Here is a 22031-nt window from a genome sequence, read left to right as displayed (position 1 = left end):
GCTCGGACCTGGTCCCCTCTGCCGAACAAGGATTACGCCAGGTCGCTGTCGGACCCGCTGAACATGTGCTGTCGGTTCCCGGGTTCTGGCTCGCTTTCCGTGATCCGGTCACGATGAGTGACCAGTGGGCGTTTCGAGTGCCTGGAGGATCTGTCGCACTTCCTGGCGCCAATGGTCGGCGTCGGCGCTGTCCACCCAGCCGGTCGCCATTTCTGATCCGTCCTGGAGCGCCCGGTCCAGTGCGAGCTTGGCCGACGCGCGGAGCGATGCCGGTAGTTCGGACAGCGGTTCTCCGGGGCCGTCATCGGCTCCTGGTAAGAGATCGTCTCAACTGGCTTGATCACTAACAGCGGCCAACACAATGAGGGCGCGTCCTACCGGTCTGGTCTCTTCGCCTGCCGGTCTGGCGTTCGTAGAGCACCCGCATCGGCGCTTGCCTCCAGGCCGCTGCTCACCTCCCGCAACGGGCGGCGGATGGACGCGGAGAACACGCCGAGGCGGATCGTTGGGGTGGTCGCTGAGCGGCACGCCGGGCTGACGGGGCTGGCGGGCGAGCTGACCGCCGACAGGGTGGCGCTGTCGCCGTTGGAGGACGACGAGCAGGAGCAGGCCGCCGCCGACACGGAGAAAATGCACGTCACACGACTGGCCCCCTGCTGTGGCGCGGACGGTCCCGCGCATCGAGCGTGGTCTGGGCGGGGCAACGACGCCCCGGCCGAGCTCATAGAACGGATCCTCATGCCCGTCACCGTGAAAGACCACCGGGTACCCCACAAGTCCACCGTCCCCGCGAACAGGGGCGAGGACGTCGAACTCTTCGTGCGGGAGCGCGACGGCACGCCCCCCGGCCACCTCGACGAGCGCACGGCCGTCCTGATGCTCCACGGCCGGAGCGTTCCGGTGCTCGCGGGCTTTGATCTCGATTTCAAGTCGTACAGCTGGGCCGATGTGCTGGCGAAGGCCGGTTACGACGTCTTCATGATGGACCTCCAGGGCTCGGGGCTGTCGCCGCGGCCGAAGATGGACGACCCTCGCAACGTCAACCCCGCCCAGCAGAACCTTCTGAAGCCGAGACCTCCAGGTTTCACGCCGGGCCCGCCGAACTATCCGTTCCAGCTGACCAACTCCAACAGCGACCGGGACGAGCTGAACACCGTCGTGGAGTGGATCATCCGCGAGCGCGGGGTGAAGAAGGTCGCCTTCATCGGTTGGTCCGCGGCCGCGTTCACGATGGGGCCGTACGCGGTCAAGAACCCGGGCAAGGTGTCGAGCCTGCTCCTGCTGGCGCCGATCTTCCCGCCCGAGGGCACGTCGAACGCCCCCGATCCGCTACCGCAGCCCGGCTTCCCGACGTTCCTGAGCACGAAAGACGGAACCTGGAACGGGTGGGGCAACGAGGTGCACTGCGAGGGCCAGCGCGAAGCAGAGATGCGCGACAAGGTGTGGAACGCGATCATGAAAAGCGATCCGGTGGGCAGCACGTGGGGGCCGGAAGGCGAAGGGCGCAATCGCATCAGAAACTTCGTCCGGTGGGGCTGGAACAAGACCACCGCGGCGCAGGGCGGCGTCCTCGGCGGCAGCGTGCCGGTCCTCATCGCGTACGGGGAGCACGACAGGCAGGTGAACACGTCGAGCGAAGATCCGGAATTCAACTTCTCGGTCCCCGCGCTCTACGACGCCATCGCCGGCGACCACAAGCTGATGGTCAAGCTGGACTGCGCCGGGCATTCGGTGGTGTGGGAGATGCAGCACAAGAACGTGCACAACCTCTCGAAGCACTGGCTCAAGCACTTGAAGGTCGACGGCAAGACCCAGGGCATCTTCGACATGAACACCAACGGCGACATCAGCCCGGCTCCGTAGAACAGCCGAGCCCTCGACCGCGAACCGTGGGGGCCCTTGCGCCGTCGTCAGGGCCGCCACAGGCACCGGCCAGGTGGAGTCCGCCGTCTGCGAGCCCTCGCCCGAACGGCGGGCCACGGCATCGTCCGCGGCAGCGCCGGCGCCCTGGGCGCGAGCGTGACCGGGTGGATCATCTGGTGGATCCAGCAACGCTGACCCGGCGCCGATCCCGTCGTCCACCCGGATCTGGTGGTCCCGGTCGTCCAAGACCGGGACCACCAGATCCGCCAGTACTCCCCGATGACCGGTGAAGTGCGGGCTCGATCAAGGGGCCTCGATGAACGGCAGCCCGACCGCGGCCTGGGCGACCGACGGCCAAGAACCGACGTCCGGGCAGTACCCGGTTGAGTGGTTGCTGACGTCGCTCACGAACCATCGGCCCGCCTCGTGGGTGAAGCCGATCTCGCCGGCGCTCAGGACCGGTCGTCCGCCTGCACAGGCCACATGCTCGCTCCGTCGAGGCGCCGGCACCAGCACACCGTCCATGCCGACCACAAAGGTGAACGGTTCGACCAGCTCCGCCGCCGGACGCTCAGCGACCCGGCTGTCGAAGTCGACCGCCGAGCCGATCCGGCAACCGCCGCTGCCGGCGCGGACTCCGGCCTTCAGGTCGGCCGGGCCCACATACCGACAGGTCCACCCCCGCAGACTCACGTGATCCCTTCTTTTGCCGGCGAGCTGACAGGGCGGCGCACCGCCGAGGCGATGGCCGCCCCGAAGGCGAGAGCGCAGAGCGTCAGGCCCGCGTAGACGACCGGGTTCACCCAGTCCGGTACCAGCTCCGTGCCGCGGCCGTCGTCCGTGACGCACTGCGCGCTGACCGGCAGGGACATCCGTGTGACCACGTGGTCGCCGGCCGCGCCGCGGGCCGCGCACATCTGGTCCGGGTCCAGGATGTAGAACCCCGACATCACGCCCCACGCGTACGCGCCGAGGGCCGCCGCGCCGGCCATGACCATCACCAGCGTGCACGTCGTGGCGTCCGGCAGGCGCAGTCCGCCGCCCGGTGACCAGCCGCGGGCCCGCCAGGCGAGAGCCGCGGCGGTACCCACGACCACGAACGGCGTCAGGAACGGCGCGAGGGTCAGAATCAGGAAGAGGATGGTCGCCACGCTTTCCCGGACATCGGCCGGGGGAGATCGGTTCCGTCGGAGCTAGCGGTTCTCCACCGCCCGCAGTGCCCCCACCACATCCACGTCCAGCCCCTTATCCCGCAACGCCACGCCCAGGGCCGTCAGGGCGGCGCCGACCGCACCCCGGGTGGCGTCCGTCCCGTAGTGGTTGACCCGGATCATCTCCTTGGCCAGGGCGCCCCCGCCCGCCGCCAGCGGCAGCGCGGGGTCGATCGCCAGGGCACGGGTCACCAGCTCCGACGCCGCCACGCCCGGCGGTGTCCGGAGCGTCGTGGCGACCGGCGCCGCCTCCGTCGCGTCGTGCACGTACGGCTCCAGGCCCCCGCCCAGCGCCACCGCGCCCGCTCGGGTCGCCGCCGCGGCGGACGCGTGCCGGGCCATCACCGTGGCCAGGCCCTCCGTCTCGATCCGGGCGACGCACGCCTCCAGCGCCAGCATCTCCAACTGTGCCGGAGCGTGCGGGAGTGCCTTGCGGCCGGCGTCGAGCCAGCGCTCCTTCCAGTCCAGCAGGGAGAGGTACGAGCGGCGCGGTGCCCGCGGGTTCGCCGCCATCCGGGCCCATGCCCGCTCGCTCACCGACACCGCCGACACACCCGCCGGACCGCCCATCGCCTTCTGCGCGCCGATCACGCACAGGTCCACGCCCCACGCGTCCGGCAGCACCGGCTCGGCGCCGACCGAGGCCACGGCGTCCAGGTAGAACAGCGCGCCCTGCTCCCGCACCGCCTCGCCGATCTCCGCGACCGGGTTGGTGTTGCCGGTCGCCGCCTCCGCGTGCACCAGCGACACGAAGTCGATCCCGGGGTGCTCCGCGAACGCCGAGCGGATCTGCGCGGCCGTCACCGCCGTGTGGAAGGGCACCGCCAGATCGATCACCGTCGCGCCGCAGTCCCGCAGCCAGTCGCCGAAGGTCTGCCCGTACGGACCGGTGATCACGTTCAGCGCCACCGTGCCGGGACCGGCGGTCCCCCTGATCGCGCCCTCCAGCGGCAGCAGCGCCTCGCCCTGCATGATCACGACGTCCTGCCGGGTGTCCAGCAGCCGGGCCACCCGGTCCTCGATCGAGGCGAAGTGCGCGGCGCTCAGCGGGGCCAGGTCCAGGAACGGGTGTGTCACGGGGGTGCTCTCTTCTTGCTCACGGGGTAGAGGTGACGAGACTAACCGGCACGCCCGCCCCACCCTCCACTGGTGACTTCTTAGGTTGAACAGCGCTACTGCCATCGGATTGGTTTGAGAGACTCAAACATCTCCTTATAATCGGAAGCCATAGTTCCCTCACAGGAGGTCTCCCGTGAACACCGTCCCCGGCCGCCGGGCCCGCTCCCTGGCCGCCATCACCGCCACGGCCGGGCTGGTGCTCGTGGCCGCCTGTACCTCCACCGACGACGGTGGAAGCGGTTCCAAAACCGCGGCCGGCGGGGTCGAGCTGGCCAAGGCCGGACAGCTCACCACCTGTACGCACCTGCCCTACCCGCCCTTCCAGTCGGAGATCGACGGCAAGGTGCAGGGCTTCGACGTCGCGCTGGTCGACCTCGTCGCCAAGGACCTCGGCGTGAAGCAGCAGATCCTCGACACGCCGTTCGAGAACTTCAAGACGGGTGCCTTCCTGAACTCCGGCCAGTGCGACCTGGCCGCCGCCGGGATGACCATCACGGAGGAGCGCAAGAAGAACGTCGACTTCTCCGACCCGTACTTCGACGCCACCCAGGCCGTCCTCGTCGACAAGGACGCCGGGGTCACCTCGCTCGCCGACGTGAAGTCGAAGAAGGTCAAGCTGGGCGCCCAGGCGCAGACCACCGGTGAGGACTACGCGAAGAAGCAGGGTTTCGACCCGGTCTCCTTCGAGTCCTCCGACGCCGTCCTCAACGGCCTGCGCGCCGGTCAGGTCAAGGCCGTGATCATCGACTACCCCGTCGTCCAGGGCTGGCTGAAGGACAAGGCGAACGCCGACGCCTTCGAGGTCGTCGACAACCTCAACACCGGTGAGCAGTACGGCTTCACGGTGAAGAAGGGCAACGCGAAGCTCCTCGCGGCGATCAACAAGGCGCTCGGCGATGCGAAGTCGGACGGCACGTACAAGGCGCTGTACGAGAAGTGGATCGGCCCGTACGACGAGCCGGCCGCGTCGCCGTCCGCGTCATGAGCGGCGTCGACACCCGACTCCAGCCCCGGAGAAGGGGACTGACGCGACGTCAGAAGCGCCGTCTGTCGCAGAGCGCGCAGTACGTCTTGTTCGTCGCGGCCGTGATCGCCTTCGCGGTATCGGCCGACTGGGGCCGGCTGAAGAACCAGTTCGCCCAGTGGGACATCGCGAAGGAGATGTTCCCGGACGTCATCACGCTGGCGCTGAAGAACACCGTGCTGTACACGGTCTCCGGCTTCGTCGTCGGACTCGCGCTCGGCATGCTGATCGCGCTGATGCGGCTGTCCTCCGTCGGCCCGTACCGCTGGCTGGCCGGCGTCTACATCGAGATCTTCCGTGGCCTGCCCGCCCTGCTGATCTTCATCTTCATCGGGGTGGCCGTCCCGCTGGCCTTCCCCGGCACGGAGATCGTCGGAGGTACCTACGGCAAGGTCGCCCTCGCGCTCGGCCTGGTGGCCGCCGCCTACATGGCGGAGACGATCCGGGCGGGCATCCAGGCCGTGCCCAAGGGGCAGATGGAGGCGGCCCGTTCACTGGGCTTCTCGTCGGCCCGGGCGATGGTCTCGATCATCATTCCGCAGGCCTTCCGCATCATCCTCCCGCCCCTCACCAACGAACTCGTCCTGCTCTTCAAGGACTCCTCGCTGGTGCTGTTCCTCGGCGTCACCCTGGAGGAGCGCGAACTGTCCAAGTACGGCCGCGACCTGGCCAGTACGACCGCCAACTCCACGCCGATCCTGGTCGCCGGCCTGTGCTACCTGCTGGTGACCATCCCGCTCGGCTTCGTCGTGCGCCGTATGGAGGCGAAGGCCCAGGAGGCCGTGAAATGAGCCTTGAGACGAACCGACCCGAGATCGAAGTCCGCGGCCTGCACAAGTCGTTCGGCACCAACGAGGTGCTGCGCGGGATCGACCTGGAGATCGGCCAGGGCGAGGTGGTCTGTGTGATCGGCCCGTCCGGCTCGGGCAAGTCGACGCTGCTGCGGTGCGTGAACCTCCTCGAAGAGCCCAGCAAGGGCCAGATCTTCGTCGGCGGCACCGAACTCACCGATCCGGACGTCGACATCGACGCCGTACGCCGCCGTATCGGCATGGTGTTCCAGCAGTTCAACCTCTTCCCGCACCTGTCGGTGACCGAGAACCTCACGCTCCCGCAGCGCCGGGTGCTGCGGCGCGACAAGGCCACCGCCGCGAAGGTCGCCGCCGAGAACCTGGCACGCGTCGGCCTCGCGGAGAAGGCCGACGCCTACCCCGCCTCCCTCTCCGGCGGCCAGCAGCAGCGCGTCGCCATCGCCCGCGCCCTGGCCATGGGCCCGGACGTGATGCTGTTCGACGAGCCGACCTCGGCGCTCGATCCGGAGCTGGTGGGGGATGTCCTCGCCGTCATGCGCATGCTCGCGCGTGAGGGCATGACGATGATGGTCGTCACCCACGAGATGACCTTCGCCCGCGAGGTCGCCGACCGGGTCGTCTTCATGGACGCCGGAGTGATCGTCGAGGACGGCGCCCCCGCCCGGGTCATCGGCAACCCGCAGCACGAACGCACCCGCCACTTCCTCTCCCGCCTCCTCGACCCGGCGATGGCCGACGTGGAGGACGAGACCTAGAAGCAGGCGGGGCTCGTGGTCGTCCTAGGCTGAGCCCATGAGCGATCACGCGGTGCTGCACGTGAAGGGCAGGGTTCTCGTCGGACCCGAGGACGTCCGCGACGAGCTGTGGGTCGTCGGCGGCCGGATCTCCTACGACCGTCCCGCCGGCGCCCGCGACGTACGGACCGTCGACGGCTGGGCGCTGCCCGGACTGGTCGACGCCCACTGCCATGTCGGCCTGGGCCCGGACGGCCCGGTCGCCCAGGACGTCGCGGAGAAGCAGGCGCTGACCGACCGAGAGGCGGGCACCCTGCTGATCCGTGACGCGGGCTCGCCCTCGGACACCCGCTGGGTCGACGACCGCGACGACCTCCCGAAGATCATCCGGGCCGGCCGGCACATCGCCCGCACCCGCCGCTACATCCGCGGCTACGCCCACGAGATCGAGCCCGACGACCTCGTGGCGTACGTCGCCCAGGAGGCCCGGCGCGGCGACGGCTGGGTCAAGCTGGTCGGCGACTGGATCGACCGCGAGGTGGGCGACCTGGCCCCCAGCTGGCCCCGGGCCGAGGTCGAGGCGGCCATCACCGAGGCACACCACCTGGGCGCCCGGGTCACCGCGCACTGCTTCGCCGAGAACTCCCTGCGCGATCTGGTCGAGGCGGGCATCGACTGCGTCGAGCACGCGACGGGCCTCACCGAGGAGCTGATCCCGCTCTTCGTCTCGCACGGTGTCGCGATCGTCCCGACCCTGGTCAACATCGGCACCTTCCCGAAGCTCGCGGCCGGCGGCGAGGCCAGGTTCCCGCGCTGGTCGGCCCATATGCGACGGCTGCACGAGCGCCGCTACGACACCGTGCGCTCGGCGTACGACGCCGGCATCCCGGTGTTCGTCGGCACCGACGCCGGCGGCACCCTGCCCCACGGCCTGGTGGCCGCCGAGGTCGCGGAGCTGGTCACCGCCGGCATCCCGCCCCGGGAGGCGCTCTCGGCGACCACGTGGGGCGCACGCGAGTGGCTCGGACGCCCCGGCCTGGTCGAGGGCGCCCCCGCCGACCTCGTCGTCTACGACACCGACCCCCGTGACGACGTCCGCGTCCTGGCGGCCCCCCGCCGGGTGGTCCTGAACGGCACGATCATGGGGTGACCCCCTGACGGTGGAGAACGTGTGTGCCGATGGATTCGAAGGCGTGCACGGAGAACTCACGGAGGAGTGAACTGTCGTCAGCTTGCTGACCGGTCACCCCCCCCGTACGTAATTCCTGCGGGGTCCCGAGGCTTCTCTTCTGGGGGTCCCACCTTGAACACGCTGTACTTCCGCATGCCCGCACGCCGTTTGTCCGCTGTCGAGGCGGCCACCGCCCTGGCCGCCGGTCCCGTGGCCCTGGCCTGTGCGGGCCCCGTCCACGCGACCGACGGCGAGGGTCGCGCGAGCGCCGCCGTCCTGCGTACCGGGCTCGACGTGGCCCTGCTCAACAGAACCGTCGAGGTCCCGCTGGCCGTCTCCCTCAACGAGGTGCAGGCGCCGCGGAGCGCCGAGAAGACCGCGCTCACCGCTCACCGCTCAACTCGACGGCGTGGACGGCGGAAAGCCCTTCAGCGTCCTGCGCGCCGACGTCGCCGAGGCGAAGGCGACCGTCGACGACACGAAGGCCGAGGCCTCCACCCGCCTCGCCCACGCGCAGCTGCACGTCCCCGGCCTGCCCCTGCTCTCCCTGATCGAACTCGGCACGGTCACCTCCAGGGCGACCTGCGAGGCCGGGAAGACCCCGGTCGCCGACGCCGACCTGCTCGGCTCCGTGACGGTCCTCGGCAAGAAGGTGTCGGTGAGCGCCGGCGGCCCGACCGAGGTGAAGGTACCCGGCGTCGGCGAGGTCCGGCTCGACCTGTCCAAGCGCGAGGTCACCTCCCGCACGGCCGCCGCCACCGCCCTCGAACTCACCGTGTCCGTCAACCCGTTGAAGCTGAACGTCGCCGACGTCACCGGCACCCTGACCCTGGCCGAGGCGACCTGCGAGACCCCGCCCGGGCCCGCGCCCGCGAAACAGACCGAGCCGGGCACACCTCCGGAGGCCGACGGGGCCAAGCCGCAGGGCGCGCCCGCCCAGGCCGACCCGGCCGAGACCGGCGGCGGCTCGATCACGCCGTACGTCGCGGGCGGAGCGGTGGCGCTGCTGGCGGCCGGCGGGGGAGCGGTGGCCCTCGCCCGCCGCAACCGAAGCTGATCGAGAGCAAGCGTTTTCATCCCATGGCCCAGGTCGACGCACGGCGTTGACCTGGGCCAACTCCCTTTCCTCGCAGGAATGTTGTCAGGACTGTTGACCGAGCTATGAAAGCGTTTTAGTTTCCTCTTCGTTCTTACTCCCTGCAGCGAAGGGGAACCCGTGGCAGATGTCCGGCGTGCACGGAGAAAACGCTTTCAGAGCAGGACCCTCCTCCTGCTCATGCTCCCCGGCCTCGGCTACTTCCTGCTCTTCCACTACGGCGCGCTCGCCGGGAACGTCATCGCGTTCAAGGAGTACGTCCCCTTCGACGGCCTCTGGAACAGCCCCTGGGTCGGCCTCGACAACTTCCGGCGGATGTTCGAGGACACGGCGTTCTGGGACGCGGTCCTCAACACCCTCTGGATCGCCGTCCTCCAGATCGTCTTCTACTTCCCGGTGCCGCTCGGCCTCGCCCTGCTCCTGCACAGCCTCACCTGGAGCAGCGTCCGCCGCTTCGTGCAGTCGGTGGCCTACCTTCCGCACTTCATCTCGTGGGTGATCGTCGTCGCCCTGTTCCAGCAGGTCCTCGGCGACACCGGGCTGCTCAACTCCGGCCTCGACGGCCTGGGTCTGCACACCGTCGACATCATCGGCAACCCCGACGCCTTCCGCCCGCTCGTCGTCGCCCAGGTGATCTGGAAGGACGCCGGCTGGGGCACGATCATCTTCCTCGCCGCCCTCGCCCAGGTCGACGAGCAGCAGTACGAGGCCGCCGCGATCGACGGGGCGGGCCCCTGGCGGCGCTTCTGGCACGTCACCCTGCCCGCCATCCGCCCGGTGGTCGTGCTGCTGCTCATCATGCGGCTCGGCGACATCCTCTCCGTCGGCTTCGAGCAGATGCTGCTCCAGCGCGACGCGGTCGGCCCCGAGGCCGCCGAGATCATCGACACCTTCGTCTACTACCAGGGCATCGTCGGCGGCGACTACGGATTCGCCGCCGCCGCGGGCCTGTTCAAGGGCGTCGTCGGCGCCCTCCTCGTCTACGCCGCCAACAAGGTCGCCCACCGCCTCGGCGAACAGGGGGTCTACAAGTGAGCGCTCAGGTCCGGCCCGGCTGGATGGAGAAGCCGAAGCCCCTCACCCAGGTCGGCAAGGTCCTCGCCCTCGCCACCGTCGTGCTGCTCGTCTGCGTGCCGTTCCTCGTCATCGTGTCGACCTCGCTCGCCTCCACCGAGGAGGTCGTCGACAACGGCGGCTGGGTGCTGTGGCCCACCGAGCCCTCGCTCAAGGCGTACCGCGACATCCTCGACGGCGGCATCGTCACCCACGCCCTCGGCGTCAGCGCCGGAGTGACGATCGTCGGCACCCTGCTCAGCCTCGCCTGCACGGTCACCCTCGCCTACGCCCTGTCCCGTCCCGGGGTCTTCGGCGCCAGGCCGGTGCTGCTGCTGATCCTGTTCACGTTCCTCTTCCCGCCCGGCATGATCCCGAGCTTCCTGCTGGTCAAGGAGCTCGGCCTGCTGGACAGTTACGCCTCGCTGGTGCTGCCCGTCCTGGTGAACGTCTTCAACCTGGTGGTCCTGCGCGGCTTCTTCCAGGGCATCCCCGAGGAGCTGTACGAGGCCGCCCGCCTCGACGGCGCGGGGGACTGGCGGGTGCTGTTCTCGGTCGTACTGCCCCTGTCCAAGGCGGCGTTGGCCGTCGTCGGACTGTTCTACGCGGTGGCGTACTGGAACTCCTGGTTCTACGCCTCCCTCTACCTGGAGAGCGATCACTGGCCGCTCCAACAGGTGCTGCGCACCTATGTGGTGGCCGGGTCCGGACTCACCGACGCGACCACCGGCGAGGGCACGGTCACCGCCCCGCAGACCACGCAGATGGCGGTCCTGGTGATCGCCACCGTGCCGATCCTGCTCGTCTACCCGTTCCTGCAGAAGTACTTCACCAAGGGCGTGCTCACCGGCGCCGTCAAGAGCTGACACGAGGTGATTCACCCATGCCCAACCTGTCCCGCCGTACCCTGCTCGGTTCCATGGCCGCGGCGTCCCTCCCCGGACTGCTGACCGCCTGCTCCACCGGATCCGGCGACAGCGACGTCTCCAACTCGGGCAAGAAACTGGCCCCTTGGCCGGCCTACAAGCCCGCGGCCGGACCCCGGCCCGACCTCGCCCCCACCGACGCCGGAGTCCAGGCCGGCTACACCGCCTACCCCGCCGACCTGGTCAAGTCCGTCTCCCGCACGCCCGGCGACGGCTCGACCGTCAAGGTCATGTCGGTGTCCTTCGGCACCCCGCCCAAGCCCGCCTCCGCCAACAGGTTCTGGGCCGCCGTGGAGAAGGCCCTGGGAGTGAAGATCGAGTACACGATCGTCGCCCAGGCCGACTACCAGAAGAAGATGGCGACCGTGATGGCCGGCGACCCCGACAGCCTGCCGGACATCATCAACATGTTCTCCGGGTTCGTCCTGCCGCGAGAAGCGGAGTTCGTGCAGCGGCGGGCCGAGGACCTCACGCCGTATCTCTCCGGCACCGCGATCGCGGAACACCCCAACCTCGCGGGCATCCCCACCCACGCCTGGCGGGACATGGGCCGTATCGCCGGCCGGATCTACGGCATCCCGCTGGAGCGCCCGCTGCCCGGCTCCACCCTCTGGGTCAACCAGGGCATGTTCACCGACGCCGGCATGGCGGAGGGCTGGACCTCGGACGCCTTCGCCGCCGTGGCCAAGAAGGCGACCGGCGGCCGTACCTACGCCCTCGGAGCCGCGCAGGGCTCGCTGTTCTGCAACGCCGTGCACTCCGCCGCCCACCGCGCACCCCAGGAGTGGGCCGTCACCGAGGAGGGGGTCTTCCAGCCCGGCTGGGCCGACGAACGCTTCAAGGCGGCGATCGCCTTCCAGTCCCAGCTCCGCAAGGACGGCAGCTACTTCCCGGACTCCACCTCCGTCTCCCAGATCGACCTGACCACCCTCTACTACAACGGCACCGTCGGCTCCATGCAGGACGGCTTCGGTGCCTACCTCCCCAAGTACCGGGAATCGCAAGGCAAGTTGACCCCGGCCGCCGCACTGCCGTACAGCGTGGACGGCGAGCCCGGCGGGATCGTCGCCGCCCGCCGCTCCTTCGGCTACACCATCCTGAAGAAGGCGAAGAAGGAGCGCATCGAGCTTCTGCTCCGCATCCTCGACTACCTCGCCGCGCCCTTCGGCAGCCAGGAGTGGGAACTCGTCCACTACGGCGTTGAGGGCACCCACTTCACCCGCGGCAAGGACGGCTCCCCGCAGTTCACCGCGCTGGGCGAGGTCGAGAACAACACCAACCTGCCGCTCAAGTACCTCGCCGAAGGCCCCCAGGTGCTGTTCGTACCGGGGATGCCCGAGGCCGTACGCGCCCTGCACGCCTGGCAGCAGAAGGTGGTCCCGCACGCCATCCGCAACGCCTCCTTCGGCCTCCAGTCCCGCACCAAGAACTCCCAGGGCACCACCCTCAAGGCGCTCCTCGACGACACCGTCACCGGGATCGTCGCCGGCCGGCTCCCGCTGTCCGAGTGGGACGCCACGGTGAAGAAGTGGCGCGGCCGGGGCGGCGACAGAATGGCCGAGGAGTTCGCGAAGGACCATGCGGCCAACACCTGAACCGGCCGCCGGTGGCAGCCGCTTGTGACGGAGAGGACGCGGGGGATGGGGATGGACAAGGGGAGCGGGATGGGTTCCAAGGGGCGGGTCACGATCCGCGAGGTCGCCGAGCGCGCGGGCGTCTCGATGGCCACCGCCTCCCGAGCGCTCAGCGGCAACCACCCGGTGCCCGCCGCGACCCGGGCCCGCGTCCTGCGCGCCGCCCGTGACCTCGACTACGTCGCCAACGCGCACGCCCGCGCCCTGGTCGGCGGGGGCCGCAAGATGGCCGCCGTGGTGGTCCGCCAGGTCACCAGCCCCTTCTACGCCCAGGTCGCCGAGGGCGTCGAGGCGGAGGCCGCCGACCGGGGCTGGCTGTGCGTGGTCGGCGCGACCGGTGGGGACCCGCAGCGCGAGATGGAGTTCGTGCAGCTGATGCGGGAGGAGGGCGCGCGGCTGGTGATCCTGGTCGGCGGGGTCGTCGAGGACGACGCGTACCGCTCGCGCGTGGCCCGTTACGCGCAGGCCCTCGACGCGTCCGGCGCACGGCTCGTACTGTGCGGGCGGCCGGCGCCGGGGCCTGAGATCCCGGCGCTGGTGGTGGAGTTCGACAACGAGGCGGGGGCTCGGGCCATCACCGGGCATCTGCTCTCGGCGGGCCATCGGCGGATCGTCTTCCTCGGCGGGCTGCCCGGCAACACCGCGCTGGACGCGCGCGTCGCGGGATACCGGGCGGCGCTCGCCGAGCACGGGGTGCCTCCGGCGGCGGCGCGGGTCGTCGACTGCGGGCTCGGGCGGGCGGCCGGGTTGCGTGCGATGGCCGAACTCCTCAAGGAGACACGGGAGTTCACGGCCGTCGTGGCCGGGGACGACATGGTCGCGGCGGGGGTGCTCCGGGCTGTCGCCGACGCGGGGTTGTCCGTTCCCGGGGATGTCTCCGTCGTCGGGTACAACGACATTCCGCTTGCCGAGGATTTCAGTCCGCCGCTGACTACCGTGCGGACGCCGGCCGAGGAGCTTGGGCGTGCCGCTGTTCGCATCGCTCTGCGTGACTCCGACCATGCCGCAGGGACGCATCATCTGTTGGGCACCCATATCGTCGTGCGGCGCAGTGTGGCTCCGCCGGGAGGGTCGTCTTGATGGTGCGGGTCGTGTGTGGCTGGTCGCGCAGTTCCCCGCGCCCCTTTACGGGGCGCTGTACTCCACGTCCGCCATTAACCGACGGAGGGCCCACTCCTCTATGCCCGAGCCTGATTTCGTTCTCTCGCCCCTCACCGGATGGACCCGTGCCCACTGGGAAGGGGTTGCCGATCGGCTGCTCGACGGGCTGGTGCCGTACGCCACCCCCGGGCTCGCCCAGTACCGGCTGCCCGGGCCCGCCAGTCATTCCGGGGTCTGGTCGGACGGGCTGGAAGGGTTCGCCCGGTCCTTCCTCCTTGCCGCGTTCCGGATCGCCGGGTCCGACGGGCGGGTCGGCCCGGCGCTCATCGAGCGGTACGCCGCCGGGCTCGCCGCCGGGACCGATCCGCACCATCCCGAGCACTGGCCGCCCGTCACCGACCGCGCCCAGCCGATGGTCGAGGCGGCCTCCGTCGCCGTCGCGCTGCACGAGTCGCGGCGCTGGCTGTGGGACAACCTCGACGACAAGGTCCGGGAACAGGTTGCCGACTGGCTGGGCGGTTTCGTCGGCGCGGACGTCAACGACTCCAACTGGCGGCTGTTCCAGGTCATCACGGAGGAGTTCCTGGCTTCTGTCGGCGCCCCGCACAGCCGTGGCGAGATCGACGCCGGGCTCGCCCGCCTGGACGACTGGTACCGGGGCGACGGCTGGTACACCGACGGCGACGGACGGAAGTTCGACTACTACAACGCCTGGGCCCTGCACCTCTACCCGGTGCTGTGGGCGCGGATCGCGGGGCCGCGCGCGGACGCCGGCACGGTGGCCCGGCACCGGGCGCGGCTGCGTGAATTCCTCACCGTCCACCAGTACTTCTTCGGATCGGACGGCGCCCCGGTCCACCAGGGCCGCTCCCTGACCTACCGTTTCGCGACCGCCGTCCCGCTGTGGGCCGGCGCCCTCGCCGACGTCACCCCGCTGCCGCCCGGCCGCACCCGCCGCCTCGCCTCCGGCGCCCTGAAGCACTTCGTGGAGCGGGGCGCGCCCGACGAGAAGGGGCTGCTCAGCCTCGGCTGGTACGCGCCCTTCCGCCCCGTCACCCAGCGCTACTCCGGCCCCGCCTCCCCCTACTGGGCGAGCAAGGCGTTCCTCGGTCTCCTGCTCCCCGAGGACCATCCCGTGTGGACGGCCACCGAGGAGCCCGGGCCCGTCGACACCGCCGACGCCGTCCTCGCCCTGCCCGCCCCCGGCTGGCTGCTGCACTCCACCGCCGCCGACGGGATCGTACGGCTCGTCAACCACGGCAGTGACCGGCTGCCGCCCCCGCCCGCCACCGCCGACGACAGCCCGCACTACGCCAAACTCGCCTACTCCACCGCCACCGCCCCCGACACCCCGGCAGGGCCCGACAACCACATCGCGCTGCTCGCCCCCGACGGGACGCCGTCGCAGCGCGGGCGCATTCATCCCCTGGGCGTGGCGGGCCGATGTGCCGCCTCCTGGCAGGACGGGCGGATCGAGACCGTCAGCGTCGTGCACGGGCCATGGGAGATCCGGGTCCACCAGGTCGACGCCCCGCCCGGCACCCCGGTGCGCGAGGGGGGCTGGGCCGTCGCCGACGACACCCGGCCGCCCGACGCGCGGACAGCGCCCGGCCGGGCGGTGGTCCGCCGCGCCGACGGGCTGACCAGCGCGATCGTGGGGCTGTACGGCTGGGGGGAGGGGGAGGGCACGGTCGTTCGCGCCCTCGACGCCAACGCCTGCGGACGCCACTCGGCGACCCCTGTCCTGGTCGGCGCCGGCCCGCTGCTGGTGACCCTCGTCGTCCTCGGCCGGGACGCCCGGACGACGGGCGCGAGCGCGACGGTCGACGCCGACGGGACCGTGACGGTCCGTTTCCCGGACGGCACCGGCGCACCGGTCAGCGCCGGGCCAGTGTCACCGCCTGATCCAGCGCCTGGAGGAACGAGTTGACCGTCTGCCGGTCCCGCACCGCCAGCCGCAGCCACTCCTCGCCCAGCCCCGGGAAGGTGTCCCCGCGCCGGACCGCGTACCCCAGATCCCGCAGATGCCGGCGGACGGCCGTGGCCCGGGGCAGCCGTACGAGGACGAAGGGGCCGTCGGCCGGTCCCGTCACCCGCACGCCGTCACTGGCGAACTCCTCGAGGCCGGCGACGAGATGGGCGCGGTCGGCGGTGATCCGGTGCGCCGCGTGGGCCGCCTCCGCCAGCGCGCGCGGCGACATGCACGCCTCGGCCGCCGCGAGCGCCGGAGTGGACACCGGCCACAGCGGCTGCGCCCGCTCCAGTACGGCGATCGTGTCGGGCGCCGCGAGCACGTACCCGATCCGCAGTCCGGCCAGACCCCAGGTCTTCGTCAGGCTGCGCAGCACGACCAGACCCGGTATGTCGGTCCGCCCGGCGAGGGCCTCGCGCTCGCCCGGCACCGCGTCCATGAACGCCTCGTCGACCACCAACGTCCGTCCGGACCGGGCCAGTCGGGCGATCGTCTCCGCCGGATGCAGCACCGAGGTGGGGTTCGTCGGGTTCCCGATCACCACCAGGTCGGCGTCCTCAGGAACGGCCGCCGGATCCAGCCGGAAGCCGTCCGCCTCCCGCAGCAGCACCCGGTCCACACGGTGCCCGGCGTCCCGCAGCGCGGCCTCCGGCTCCGTGAACTGCGGGTGGACGACGACGGGCTGACGGGCCTTCAGGGACCGCGCCAGCAGCACGAACGCCTCCGCCGCGCCCGCCGTCAGCAGCACCCGCTCCACGGGCAGCCCGTGCCGCGCCGCGACCGCCGCACGCGCGGCCCGCCCGTCCGGGTAGGCCGCGAGGCCGGTGAGGGACGCGGCGACGCGCTCGCGCAGCCAGGGCGGCGGGGTGCCCGCCCGGACGTTGACCGCGAGGTCGACGAGCGCCGAGCCGCCGTCGCGCACCTCGGCGTCCCCGTGGTGCCGCAGATCGTGCTCCCCGTCAGTGCGCATGCGCGTGCCCGCCGTGGTGATGGTGATGGTGGTCGTCGTCCGGGTGGAAGTGCGGCTGCTGCGGCATCCCCACCTTGTCCTCGAACCCGGGCAGCGCGATCCGGTACACGCACGAGTCGCAGTTCATCCGCAGATCGCCCCGGACGGCCTCCGCGTAGCGCTCCATCACGAGGTCGAGGAGTTCCGGCTCCGGCCCGATGACGTCCGCCGACCGCACCTCCACCTCCGGGTGCGCGGCGGCCCATCCCTCGGTCTGCTGCCGTACCCGCTCCGGCAGGATGCCCGTGAACAGGAAGTACGGCAGGACCACGATCCGCCGCGCGCCCAGCCGCACACACCGGTCGAGACCGCTCGGCACGTCCGGCGCGGCCAGCGACACGAACGCCGTCTCCACGCCCCCGAACCCGCGCCCCTCCCACAGCAGCCGCGCCGCCTTGTACACCTCGGCGTTGGCGTCCGGGTCCGTCGAACCGCGCCCCACCAGCAGCACCGTGACGTCCGCGCGGTCCTGCGGGGTGCGCCCGGCGGAGCCCAGCGCCTCGTCGAGGCGTCGCTCCAGGACGGACAGCAGCGCCGGGTGCGGGCCCAGCGGACGGCCGTAGGTGTACGAGATCCCCGGGTGCCGCTCCTTCTCGCGGGCCAGCGCCGCCGGGATGTCCCCCTTGGCGTGCCCGGCGGACACCAGCATCAGGGGAACGGCCGCGAAACGGCGCACGCCCCGCTCCACCAGCTCGGTCACGGCGTCGCCCAGCGGCGGCGGGGACAGCTCGATGAAGCCGCCCGCCACGGGCAGTTCGGGGTGGCGGTTCCCCAACTCCCGGACGAAGTCGCGGAACGCCTCGGCTCCGGCGTCGTCCCGGGTGCCATGGCCGGCGATGAGCAGGGCGGGCGGCGGGGTGGTCACGATTTCTCCTCGAACTGTGCAGCATCGAACTGTGCGGCATCGAACTGTGCGCCATTGAACTGTGCGGCATCGGACGGCGATGCCTCGTACGGTGAAACAGGGTGGTACAGCAGGGCGTTGAGTGCGGCGGCGGCGACCGCCGAGCCGCCCTTCTCGGACACGTTGCTCACGGCGGGCAGCCCGCTCTCGCGCAGCGCGGCCTTCGACTCGGCCGCGCCGACGAAGCCGACGGGCAGGCCGATGACGAGCGCGGGGGAGGCGTCGAGCGTCAGCAGCTCCTCCAGGGCGGTCGGCGCACAGCCGATCACCCAGATCGCCCCCGGTCCGACCTCGTCGTACGCCAGCCGGACCGCGCGCGCCGAACGGGTCAGCCCCGCCTCCGGCTCGGCGTCCCTCAGCCGGCAGACGGTCTCGCGGCGGGTGATGCCCGCCGCGACCATCTCCACGTCCACGACGACGGGAGCGCCGGCGTGCAGCGCGGCGTGCGCCTTCGCCAACTCGCCCTCGTCCATGACGAGATCGCTCGCGTACTCCAGATCGGCGGCGGAGTGGACGACCCGCTCCACCACCGCCCGGGTCAGCGGCGGGAGGTGCGAGGTGTCGAGGCGGGCGCGCAGCCGCCGGAACGACTCCTGCTCGATGGGGTGGACCGTACGGTTCACTTGGGCTCCTCCTGCGTGCTCTCCTGCCAGCGGTAGCCGCGAGGCGTCACCATGCGTCCCGCGATGTTCCGGGTCGCCGTGTTGCCGACGGCCACCACCGTCATCATGTCGACCGTCGCCGGGTCCAGTTCCGCCAGGGTCGTCACCCGGGCGGCCTGGTCCGGGCGCGAGGCGTTGCGTACGACGCCCACGGGCGTCGTCGGCTCCCGGTGCGCGGCGAGGATCGCCAGCGCCTTGGGCAGCTGCCAGTCGCGGCCCCGGGAGCGGGGGTTGTAGAAGGTGACCACGATGTCGGCCTCGGCCGCCGCCCGCACCCGCCGCTCGATGACCTCCCACGGCGTGTGCAGGTCGGACAGGCTGATCGACACATGGTCGTGGCCGAGCGGCGCGCCCAGGATCGCGGCGGCGGCCAGCGCGGCGGTCACACCCGGCACCCCCACCACGTCGATGTCGTCGGACGCCTCGGCGAGCGCCGGGGAGGCCATGGCGTACACCCCGGCGTCCCCGCTGCCGATCAGCGCGACCGCGTGTCCGCGCCGGGCCTCGGCGACGGCGGTCCGCGCCCGCTCCTCCTCCGCCCCGAGCCCGGACTCCAGGATCCGGGTACCGGGCCGCAGCAGGTCGCGGATCTGGTCCACGTACTGGTCGAGCCCCACCAGCACCGAGGCCCGCAGCAGTTCGGCCTTCGCGCGCGGCGTGAGCAGATCCCGGGCGCCGGGGCCGAGCCCGACCACCGCGAGCCGCCCGCGCCCCGGCCGCCGTACGACGGCACAGGTCGCCATGGCCGGTACCCCGGCCGACTTCCGCTTGGGCACGAGGAGTTCACCTCCGCGCACCAGCGCGGCGGCCTCCGCGACCGAGGGCGTACCGACGGCGGCGAGCGGCGCGGCGGAGGGGTTCGGCACCTCCACGGCGGCCAACTCCCCGGCGGAGTACGTCACCACGGGCACCCCGAGCCGCAACGCGGCCCGCACGATGCCGGGTTCCGCCGCCTTGGCGTCGACGGTCGCGAGTTCGGCGACGCTACGAGGAGACAGTCCCGCGTCCCGCAGGGCGCCCTCGACGACGTCGAGCACCTCCTCGGCCGGCGCCCCCTTCGACGCGCCGACGCCGACGACCAGGGACGGCGGGCGCAGCAGCACCTCGCGGTCGCCGGGCTCGACGGCCCGGTCCGTGAGCCGCACGCGGTACGCGCCGGCCGTGTCCTGGGCGGCGAACGGCACCGGCGGCAGCGGCCACGCCACCTCCGCGTCCAGGGCGACCGGCTCCCCGTCCAGCAGCGCCCGTGTCACCCCGGCGACATCGCCCTCCACCGGGAGCCCGAGGGTGTCCAGGCCGGGGATGCCGACGGCGTCCGTGGCCGTGGTCACCACCGGCGCCGCACCCAGCAACTCGCCCACCTCGGCGGCGAGTTCATTGGCCCCGCCGCCGTGCCCGCCGAGCAGCGACACGGCGAACCGCCCGCCCTCGTCGACGCACACCACACCGGGGTCGGTCGTCTTGTCACCGAGCAGCGGTGCGACGAGCCGTACCACGGCCCCCGTCGCCAGGAAGCACACGAGCTGCTCGCACTCCGCGAACGCCCGCCGCACGGCGTCCCCGACGGGACCCTCGTACACGCGCGTGCGCTCCGGCCACGCCGCGGCCAGCCGGTCGCGTGCCGCCGCCCCCGCCGAGGTGGCGGAAATGAGGCCGATCACTGAGCAACTCCTTCGTAGGAAAACGGGGTTCTGGTCCCCCACAGCAGAAAGACGGGATTGGTCGCGGCGAGCCGGGTCACCTCGCCCGGCAGCGGTGCGAGCCGCGAGGACTGGAGCAGCACCCCGTCGCAGGAGAACCCGGCACCGGTGAGCGCCGCGCGCGCCGCCGGCACCCGGTCCAGCGCGGCCATGGCCACGACCACCGTCCGCCGCGCCCGCCGCGCGCACGCGTCCACGATGCCGGCCAGCTCCCGGCCGCCGCCGCCGACGAACACGGCGTCGGGATCGTCGAGTTCGGCCAGCGCGTCCGGTGCCGTGCCGTGCACGACATGGACGTCGACACCGTGCAGGGCGGCGTTGCCACGGATCCGCCGCACCCCGTCCACGGCCTTCTCGACCGCGCTGACGGCCGCGCCGAGGCGCGCGCACTCCACGGCCACCGACCCCGACCCGGAGCCGACGTCCCAGACCAGGTCGCCGGGGCGCGGCCCGAGCCGGGCCAGTGCCAGCGCCCGTACCTCGAACTTGGTGATCATCGAGTCGCGGTGCGCGAAGGCGTCCTCGTCGAGCGCCCACCCGGCCGGCCGGAGCTCGGGCCCGGCCAGGGTGCGTACGGGACCGAGCGCGTGCGTCTCGTCCAGGCACAGGACGACATTCACCGCCGTACCCCAGTCGCGGTCCGCGGCCTCGGCGGGGGAGACCCGCTCGATCCGCTCGTGCTCCGGATCGCCCAGCGCGGAAGCGACCACGAGGACACGCTCGGAGTGCCACAGCGCCGCCCCGAGTTCGGCGGGCCCGGCACCGGGCCCGGTCAGCACGGCCACCTTCGGATACGCCCGGCACACGTTCACGGCCGTCCGCGGGTCCCGCCCGTGCGCGCTGACCACGACCGCGTCGTCCCAGGTCAGCCCCAGCCTGGCGAAGGCGGCGGCGACGGACGTCACCCCGGGACGCACATCGAGCCGCTCCGATCCGAAGCGTTCGGCCAGCGCCCGCACGATCCCGAAGAACCCCGGGTCGCCCGAGGCCAGCACCACCACCGGCCGGTCCTTCGCGTCGTACTCTCCGATCGTGTCGAGGGCGGGCGCGAGCGGTCCGAGGACGATCCGTTCGGCGGAATCCGGCAGCCGTACGGCGTCCAGGTGCCGGCGCCCGCCGACGACCAGTTCCGCACCGGCCAGCTCGTCCGGGCCGGGCGGCGCCCCCGTACCCGTACCGAAGACCGTGATCACGTACTCGCCCCCCGCTCGCGCAGGGCCCGGCGGGCCTCAGGGTCGGCCTTGCGGTGGCCGTGGAAGTGACCGGGGTGGTACAGGTGCGAGCGGGTGCCGTGCGCGTCGAGCGCGGGGCCGACGAGGAAGAGTGTGTGCTTCCAGAGCTTGTGCTCCTTGACCGTCTCCTCCAGCGTGCCGATCGTGCACCGCACGACCAGCTCCTCCGGCCAGGTCGCCTGGTGGGCGATCACGACCGGGGTGGCGGTCGGATAGCCGCCCTCCAGCAGTTCCCGCACGAGCTGTCCGCTGCGGGCGGCCGACAGGAAGACCGCCATGGTCGTACCGTGCCGTGCGAACTCCCTGACCTCCTCGCCGGGCGGCATCGGCGTCTTGCCGCCGCCCAGTCGGGTGAGGATCACGGACTGCGCGACCTCCGGAATGGTCAGCTCACGCCCGGCGAGCGCGGCGACGGCGGAGAACGACGAGACACCCGGCACGATCTCCGTCTCGACACCGATCTCCGTGCACCGGTCGAACTGCTCCTGCGTACCGCCCCACAACGCCGGGTCCCCGGAGTGGATACGGGCCACCTTCAGCCCCTCCCGCCCGGCCCGCTCGTACACGGCCACGACGTCCTCCAAAGACATCGTCGCCGAGTCGAGGATCTCCGCACCCTCGCGCGCGTGTTCGAGAACCGCCTCCTGGACCAGGCTCGCGGCCCAGATCACCACGTCCGCCTCAGCGATGGCGCGCGCGGCGCGGAACGTCAGCAGGTCGGCGGCGCCGGGGCCGGCACCGACGAAGGTCACCTTGCCGGTGGGGGCATCGGCTGCATCGGCCATGGGGTCGGGTCCTCTCATAACGG

19 protein-coding genes and 2 pseudogenes are annotated in these 22031 nt (G+C 71.7%); 11 read left to right on the top strand and 10 right to left on the bottom strand.

What is annotated here, in order from left to right:
- Positions 1 to 108: 108 nt before the first annotated feature.
- Positions 109 to 285, bottom strand: coding sequence for a DUF4259 domain-containing protein (locus ACFPIH_RS20250; RefSeq protein ID WP_381173903.1), 177 nt, complete (start codon positions 283 to 285; stop codon positions 109 to 111).
- A 534-nt stretch (positions 286 to 819) separates the two neighbouring features.
- On the opposite strand from ACFPIH_RS20250, the gene ACFPIH_RS20245 reads away from it, so the two are divergent.
- Positions 820 to 1863, top strand: a complete 1044-nt coding sequence (locus ACFPIH_RS20245; RefSeq protein ID WP_381173581.1) for an alpha/beta fold hydrolase — start codon at positions 820 to 822, stop codon at positions 1861 to 1863.
- A 336-nt stretch (positions 1864 to 2199) separates the two neighbouring features.
- On the opposite strand, the pseudogene ACFPIH_RS20240 reads toward ACFPIH_RS20245, so the two are convergent.
- The 3 genes and pseudogenes from ACFPIH_RS20240 to ACFPIH_RS20230 form a co-directional block, all read right to left on the bottom strand.
- Positions 2200 to 2511, bottom strand: a pseudogene (locus ACFPIH_RS20240) (hypothetical protein); the annotation flags it as partial.
- 41 nt (positions 2512 to 2552) lie between these two features.
- Positions 2553 to 3014 carry a hypothetical protein gene (locus ACFPIH_RS20235; protein WP_381173584.1) on the bottom strand — a complete coding sequence of 154 codons (462 nt, stop codon included), beginning with the start codon at positions 3012 to 3014 and terminating at the stop codon, positions 2553 to 2555.
- Positions 3015 to 3056: 42 nt separating this feature from the next.
- Positions 3057 to 4151: a pyridoxal-phosphate-dependent aminotransferase family protein gene (locus ACFPIH_RS20230; protein ID WP_381173586.1), complete on the bottom strand. Its 1095-nt coding sequence runs from the start codon at positions 4149 to 4151 to the stop codon at positions 3057 to 3059.
- Between the two features lie 175 nt (positions 4152 to 4326).
- On the opposite strand from ACFPIH_RS20230, the gene ACFPIH_RS20225 reads away from it, so the two are divergent.
- The 10 genes and pseudogenes from ACFPIH_RS20225 to ACFPIH_RS20180 all read left to right on the top strand — a co-directional run bounded on the left by ACFPIH_RS20225 (position 4327) and on the right by ACFPIH_RS20180 (position 15674).
- Complete coding sequence (locus tag ACFPIH_RS20225; protein ID WP_381173589.1) at positions 4327 to 5178, top strand: transporter substrate-binding domain-containing protein; 852 nt, start codon at positions 4327 to 4329, stop codon at positions 5176 to 5178.
- Positions 5175 to 6008 (top strand): amino acid ABC transporter permease, encoded by an 834-nt coding sequence (locus tag ACFPIH_RS20220; RefSeq protein WP_381173590.1) that lies wholly within the window; start codon positions 5175 to 5177, stop codon positions 6006 to 6008. Before ACFPIH_RS20225 ends, ACFPIH_RS20220 begins: the two co-directional genes overlap by 4 nt.
- Positions 6005 to 6784, top strand: coding sequence for an amino acid ABC transporter ATP-binding protein (locus tag ACFPIH_RS20215; protein WP_381173593.1), 780 nt, complete (start codon positions 6005 to 6007; stop codon positions 6782 to 6784). The genes ACFPIH_RS20220 and ACFPIH_RS20215 overlap by 4 nt, the downstream gene beginning before the upstream one ends.
- A gap of 37 nt (positions 6785 to 6821) precedes the next feature.
- The gene (locus tag ACFPIH_RS20210) at positions 6822 to 7913 is read left to right on the top strand and encodes an amidohydrolase family protein (protein WP_381173595.1); all 1092 of its coding nucleotides are present in this window, start codon (positions 6822 to 6824) and stop codon (positions 7911 to 7913) included.
- 153 nt (positions 7914 to 8066) lie between these two features.
- A pseudogene (locus tag ACFPIH_RS20205) lies at positions 8067 to 8991 on the top strand (SCO1860 family LAETG-anchored protein).
- A gap of 219 nt (positions 8992 to 9210) precedes the next feature.
- Complete coding sequence (locus ACFPIH_RS20200; RefSeq protein WP_381173598.1) at positions 9211 to 10065, top strand: ABC transporter permease; 855 nt, start codon at positions 9211 to 9213, stop codon at positions 10063 to 10065.
- Positions 10062 to 10949, top strand: a complete 888-nt coding sequence (locus tag ACFPIH_RS20195) for a carbohydrate ABC transporter permease (RefSeq protein WP_381173600.1) — start codon at positions 10062 to 10064, stop codon at positions 10947 to 10949. Before ACFPIH_RS20200 ends, ACFPIH_RS20195 begins: the two co-directional genes overlap by 4 nt.
- Before the next feature lie 17 nt (positions 10950 to 10966).
- Entirely contained in the window at positions 10967 to 12604 is a 1638-nt protein-coding gene (locus ACFPIH_RS20190; protein WP_381173603.1) for an extracellular solute-binding protein, read from the top strand.
- A 69-nt stretch (positions 12605 to 12673) separates the two neighbouring features.
- The gene (locus ACFPIH_RS20185) at positions 12674 to 13723 is read left to right on the top strand and encodes a LacI family DNA-binding transcriptional regulator (RefSeq protein ID WP_381173605.1); all 1050 of its coding nucleotides are present in this window, start codon (positions 12674 to 12676) and stop codon (positions 13721 to 13723) included.
- Between the two features lie 100 nt (positions 13724 to 13823).
- Positions 13824 to 15674 (top strand): DUF2264 domain-containing protein, encoded by a 1851-nt coding sequence (locus ACFPIH_RS20180; protein WP_381173608.1) that lies wholly within the window; start codon positions 13824 to 13826, stop codon positions 15672 to 15674.
- On the opposite strand, the gene cobC is transcribed toward ACFPIH_RS20180, so the two are convergent.
- The 6 genes from cobC to cobM are packed head-to-tail and all read right to left on the bottom strand — an operon-like array spanning position 15622 to position 22008.
- Complete coding sequence (gene cobC, locus ACFPIH_RS20175; RefSeq protein WP_381173611.1) at positions 15622 to 16686, bottom strand: Rv2231c family pyridoxal phosphate-dependent protein CobC; 1065 nt, start codon at positions 16684 to 16686, stop codon at positions 15622 to 15624. The two genes, ACFPIH_RS20180 and cobC, sit on opposite strands and share 53 nt — an antisense overlap.
- The gene (locus tag ACFPIH_RS20170) at positions 16676 to 17590 is read right to left on the bottom strand and encodes a sirohydrochlorin chelatase (protein WP_381173613.1); all 915 of its coding nucleotides are present in this window, start codon (positions 17588 to 17590) and stop codon (positions 16676 to 16678) included. The genes cobC and ACFPIH_RS20170 overlap by 11 nt, the downstream gene beginning before the upstream one ends.
- A complete protein-coding gene (locus tag ACFPIH_RS20165) occupies positions 17587 to 18252 on the bottom strand; it encodes a precorrin-8X methylmutase (protein ID WP_381173616.1) in 666 nt (221 codons plus the stop codon). The genes ACFPIH_RS20170 and ACFPIH_RS20165 overlap by 4 nt, the downstream gene beginning before the upstream one ends.
- Positions 18249 to 19952, bottom strand: a complete 1704-nt coding sequence (gene cobJ / locus ACFPIH_RS20160; RefSeq protein ID WP_381173619.1) for a precorrin-3B C(17)-methyltransferase — start codon at positions 19950 to 19952, stop codon at positions 18249 to 18251. The genes ACFPIH_RS20165 and cobJ overlap by 4 nt, the downstream gene beginning before the upstream one ends.
- Entirely contained in the window at positions 19949 to 21184 is a 1236-nt protein-coding gene (gene cbiE / locus ACFPIH_RS20155) for a precorrin-6y C5,15-methyltransferase (decarboxylating) subunit CbiE (protein WP_381173622.1), read from the bottom strand. The genes cobJ and cbiE overlap by 4 nt, the downstream gene beginning before the upstream one ends.
- Positions 21181 to 22008 (bottom strand): precorrin-4 C(11)-methyltransferase, encoded by an 828-nt coding sequence (gene cobM, locus ACFPIH_RS20150; protein ID WP_381173625.1) that lies wholly within the window; start codon positions 22006 to 22008, stop codon positions 21181 to 21183. The genes cbiE and cobM overlap by 4 nt, the downstream gene beginning before the upstream one ends.
- Between the last annotated feature and the right edge of the window lie 23 nt (positions 22009 to 22031).

The sequence above is a fragment of the Streptomyces vulcanius genome, assembly GCF_042653945.1.
Lineage (GTDB): Bacteria > Actinomycetota > Actinomycetes > Streptomycetales > Streptomycetaceae > Streptomyces > Streptomyces mangrovi.
This window is presented reverse-complemented; position numbering and strand designations above follow the sequence as displayed.

What these genes read in the sequence shown, in the direction of transcription:
- cobC (WP_381173611.1), bottom strand. Translation starts at nt 16,686, where the DNA reads ATGCGCACTGACGGGGAGCACGATCTGCGGCACCACGGGGACGCCGAG.
- ACFPIH_RS20210 (WP_381173595.1), top strand. Translation starts at nt 6,822, where the DNA reads ATGAGCGATCACGCGGTGCTGCACGTGAAGGGCAGGGTTCTCGTCGGA.
- ACFPIH_RS20185 (WP_381173605.1), top strand. Translation starts at nt 12,674, where the DNA reads ATGGGTTCCAAGGGGCGGGTCACGATCCGCGAGGTCGCCGAGCGCGCG.
- ACFPIH_RS20215 (WP_381173593.1), top strand. Translation starts at nt 6,005, where the DNA reads ATGAGCCTTGAGACGAACCGACCCGAGATCGAAGTCCGCGGCCTGCAC.
- cobM (WP_381173625.1), bottom strand. Translation starts at nt 22,008, where the DNA reads ATGGCCGATGCAGCCGATGCCCCCACCGGCAAGGTGACCTTCGTCGGT.
- ACFPIH_RS20200 (WP_381173598.1), top strand. Translation starts at nt 9,211, where the DNA reads ATGCTCCCCGGCCTCGGCTACTTCCTGCTCTTCCACTACGGCGCGCTC.
- ACFPIH_RS20220 (WP_381173590.1), top strand. Translation starts at nt 5,175, where the DNA reads ATGAGCGGCGTCGACACCCGACTCCAGCCCCGGAGAAGGGGACTGACG.
- ACFPIH_RS20190 (WP_381173603.1), top strand. Translation starts at nt 10,967, where the DNA reads ATGCCCAACCTGTCCCGCCGTACCCTGCTCGGTTCCATGGCCGCGGCG.
- ACFPIH_RS20180 (WP_381173608.1), top strand. Translation starts at nt 13,824, where the DNA reads ATGCCCGAGCCTGATTTCGTTCTCTCGCCCCTCACCGGATGGACCCGT.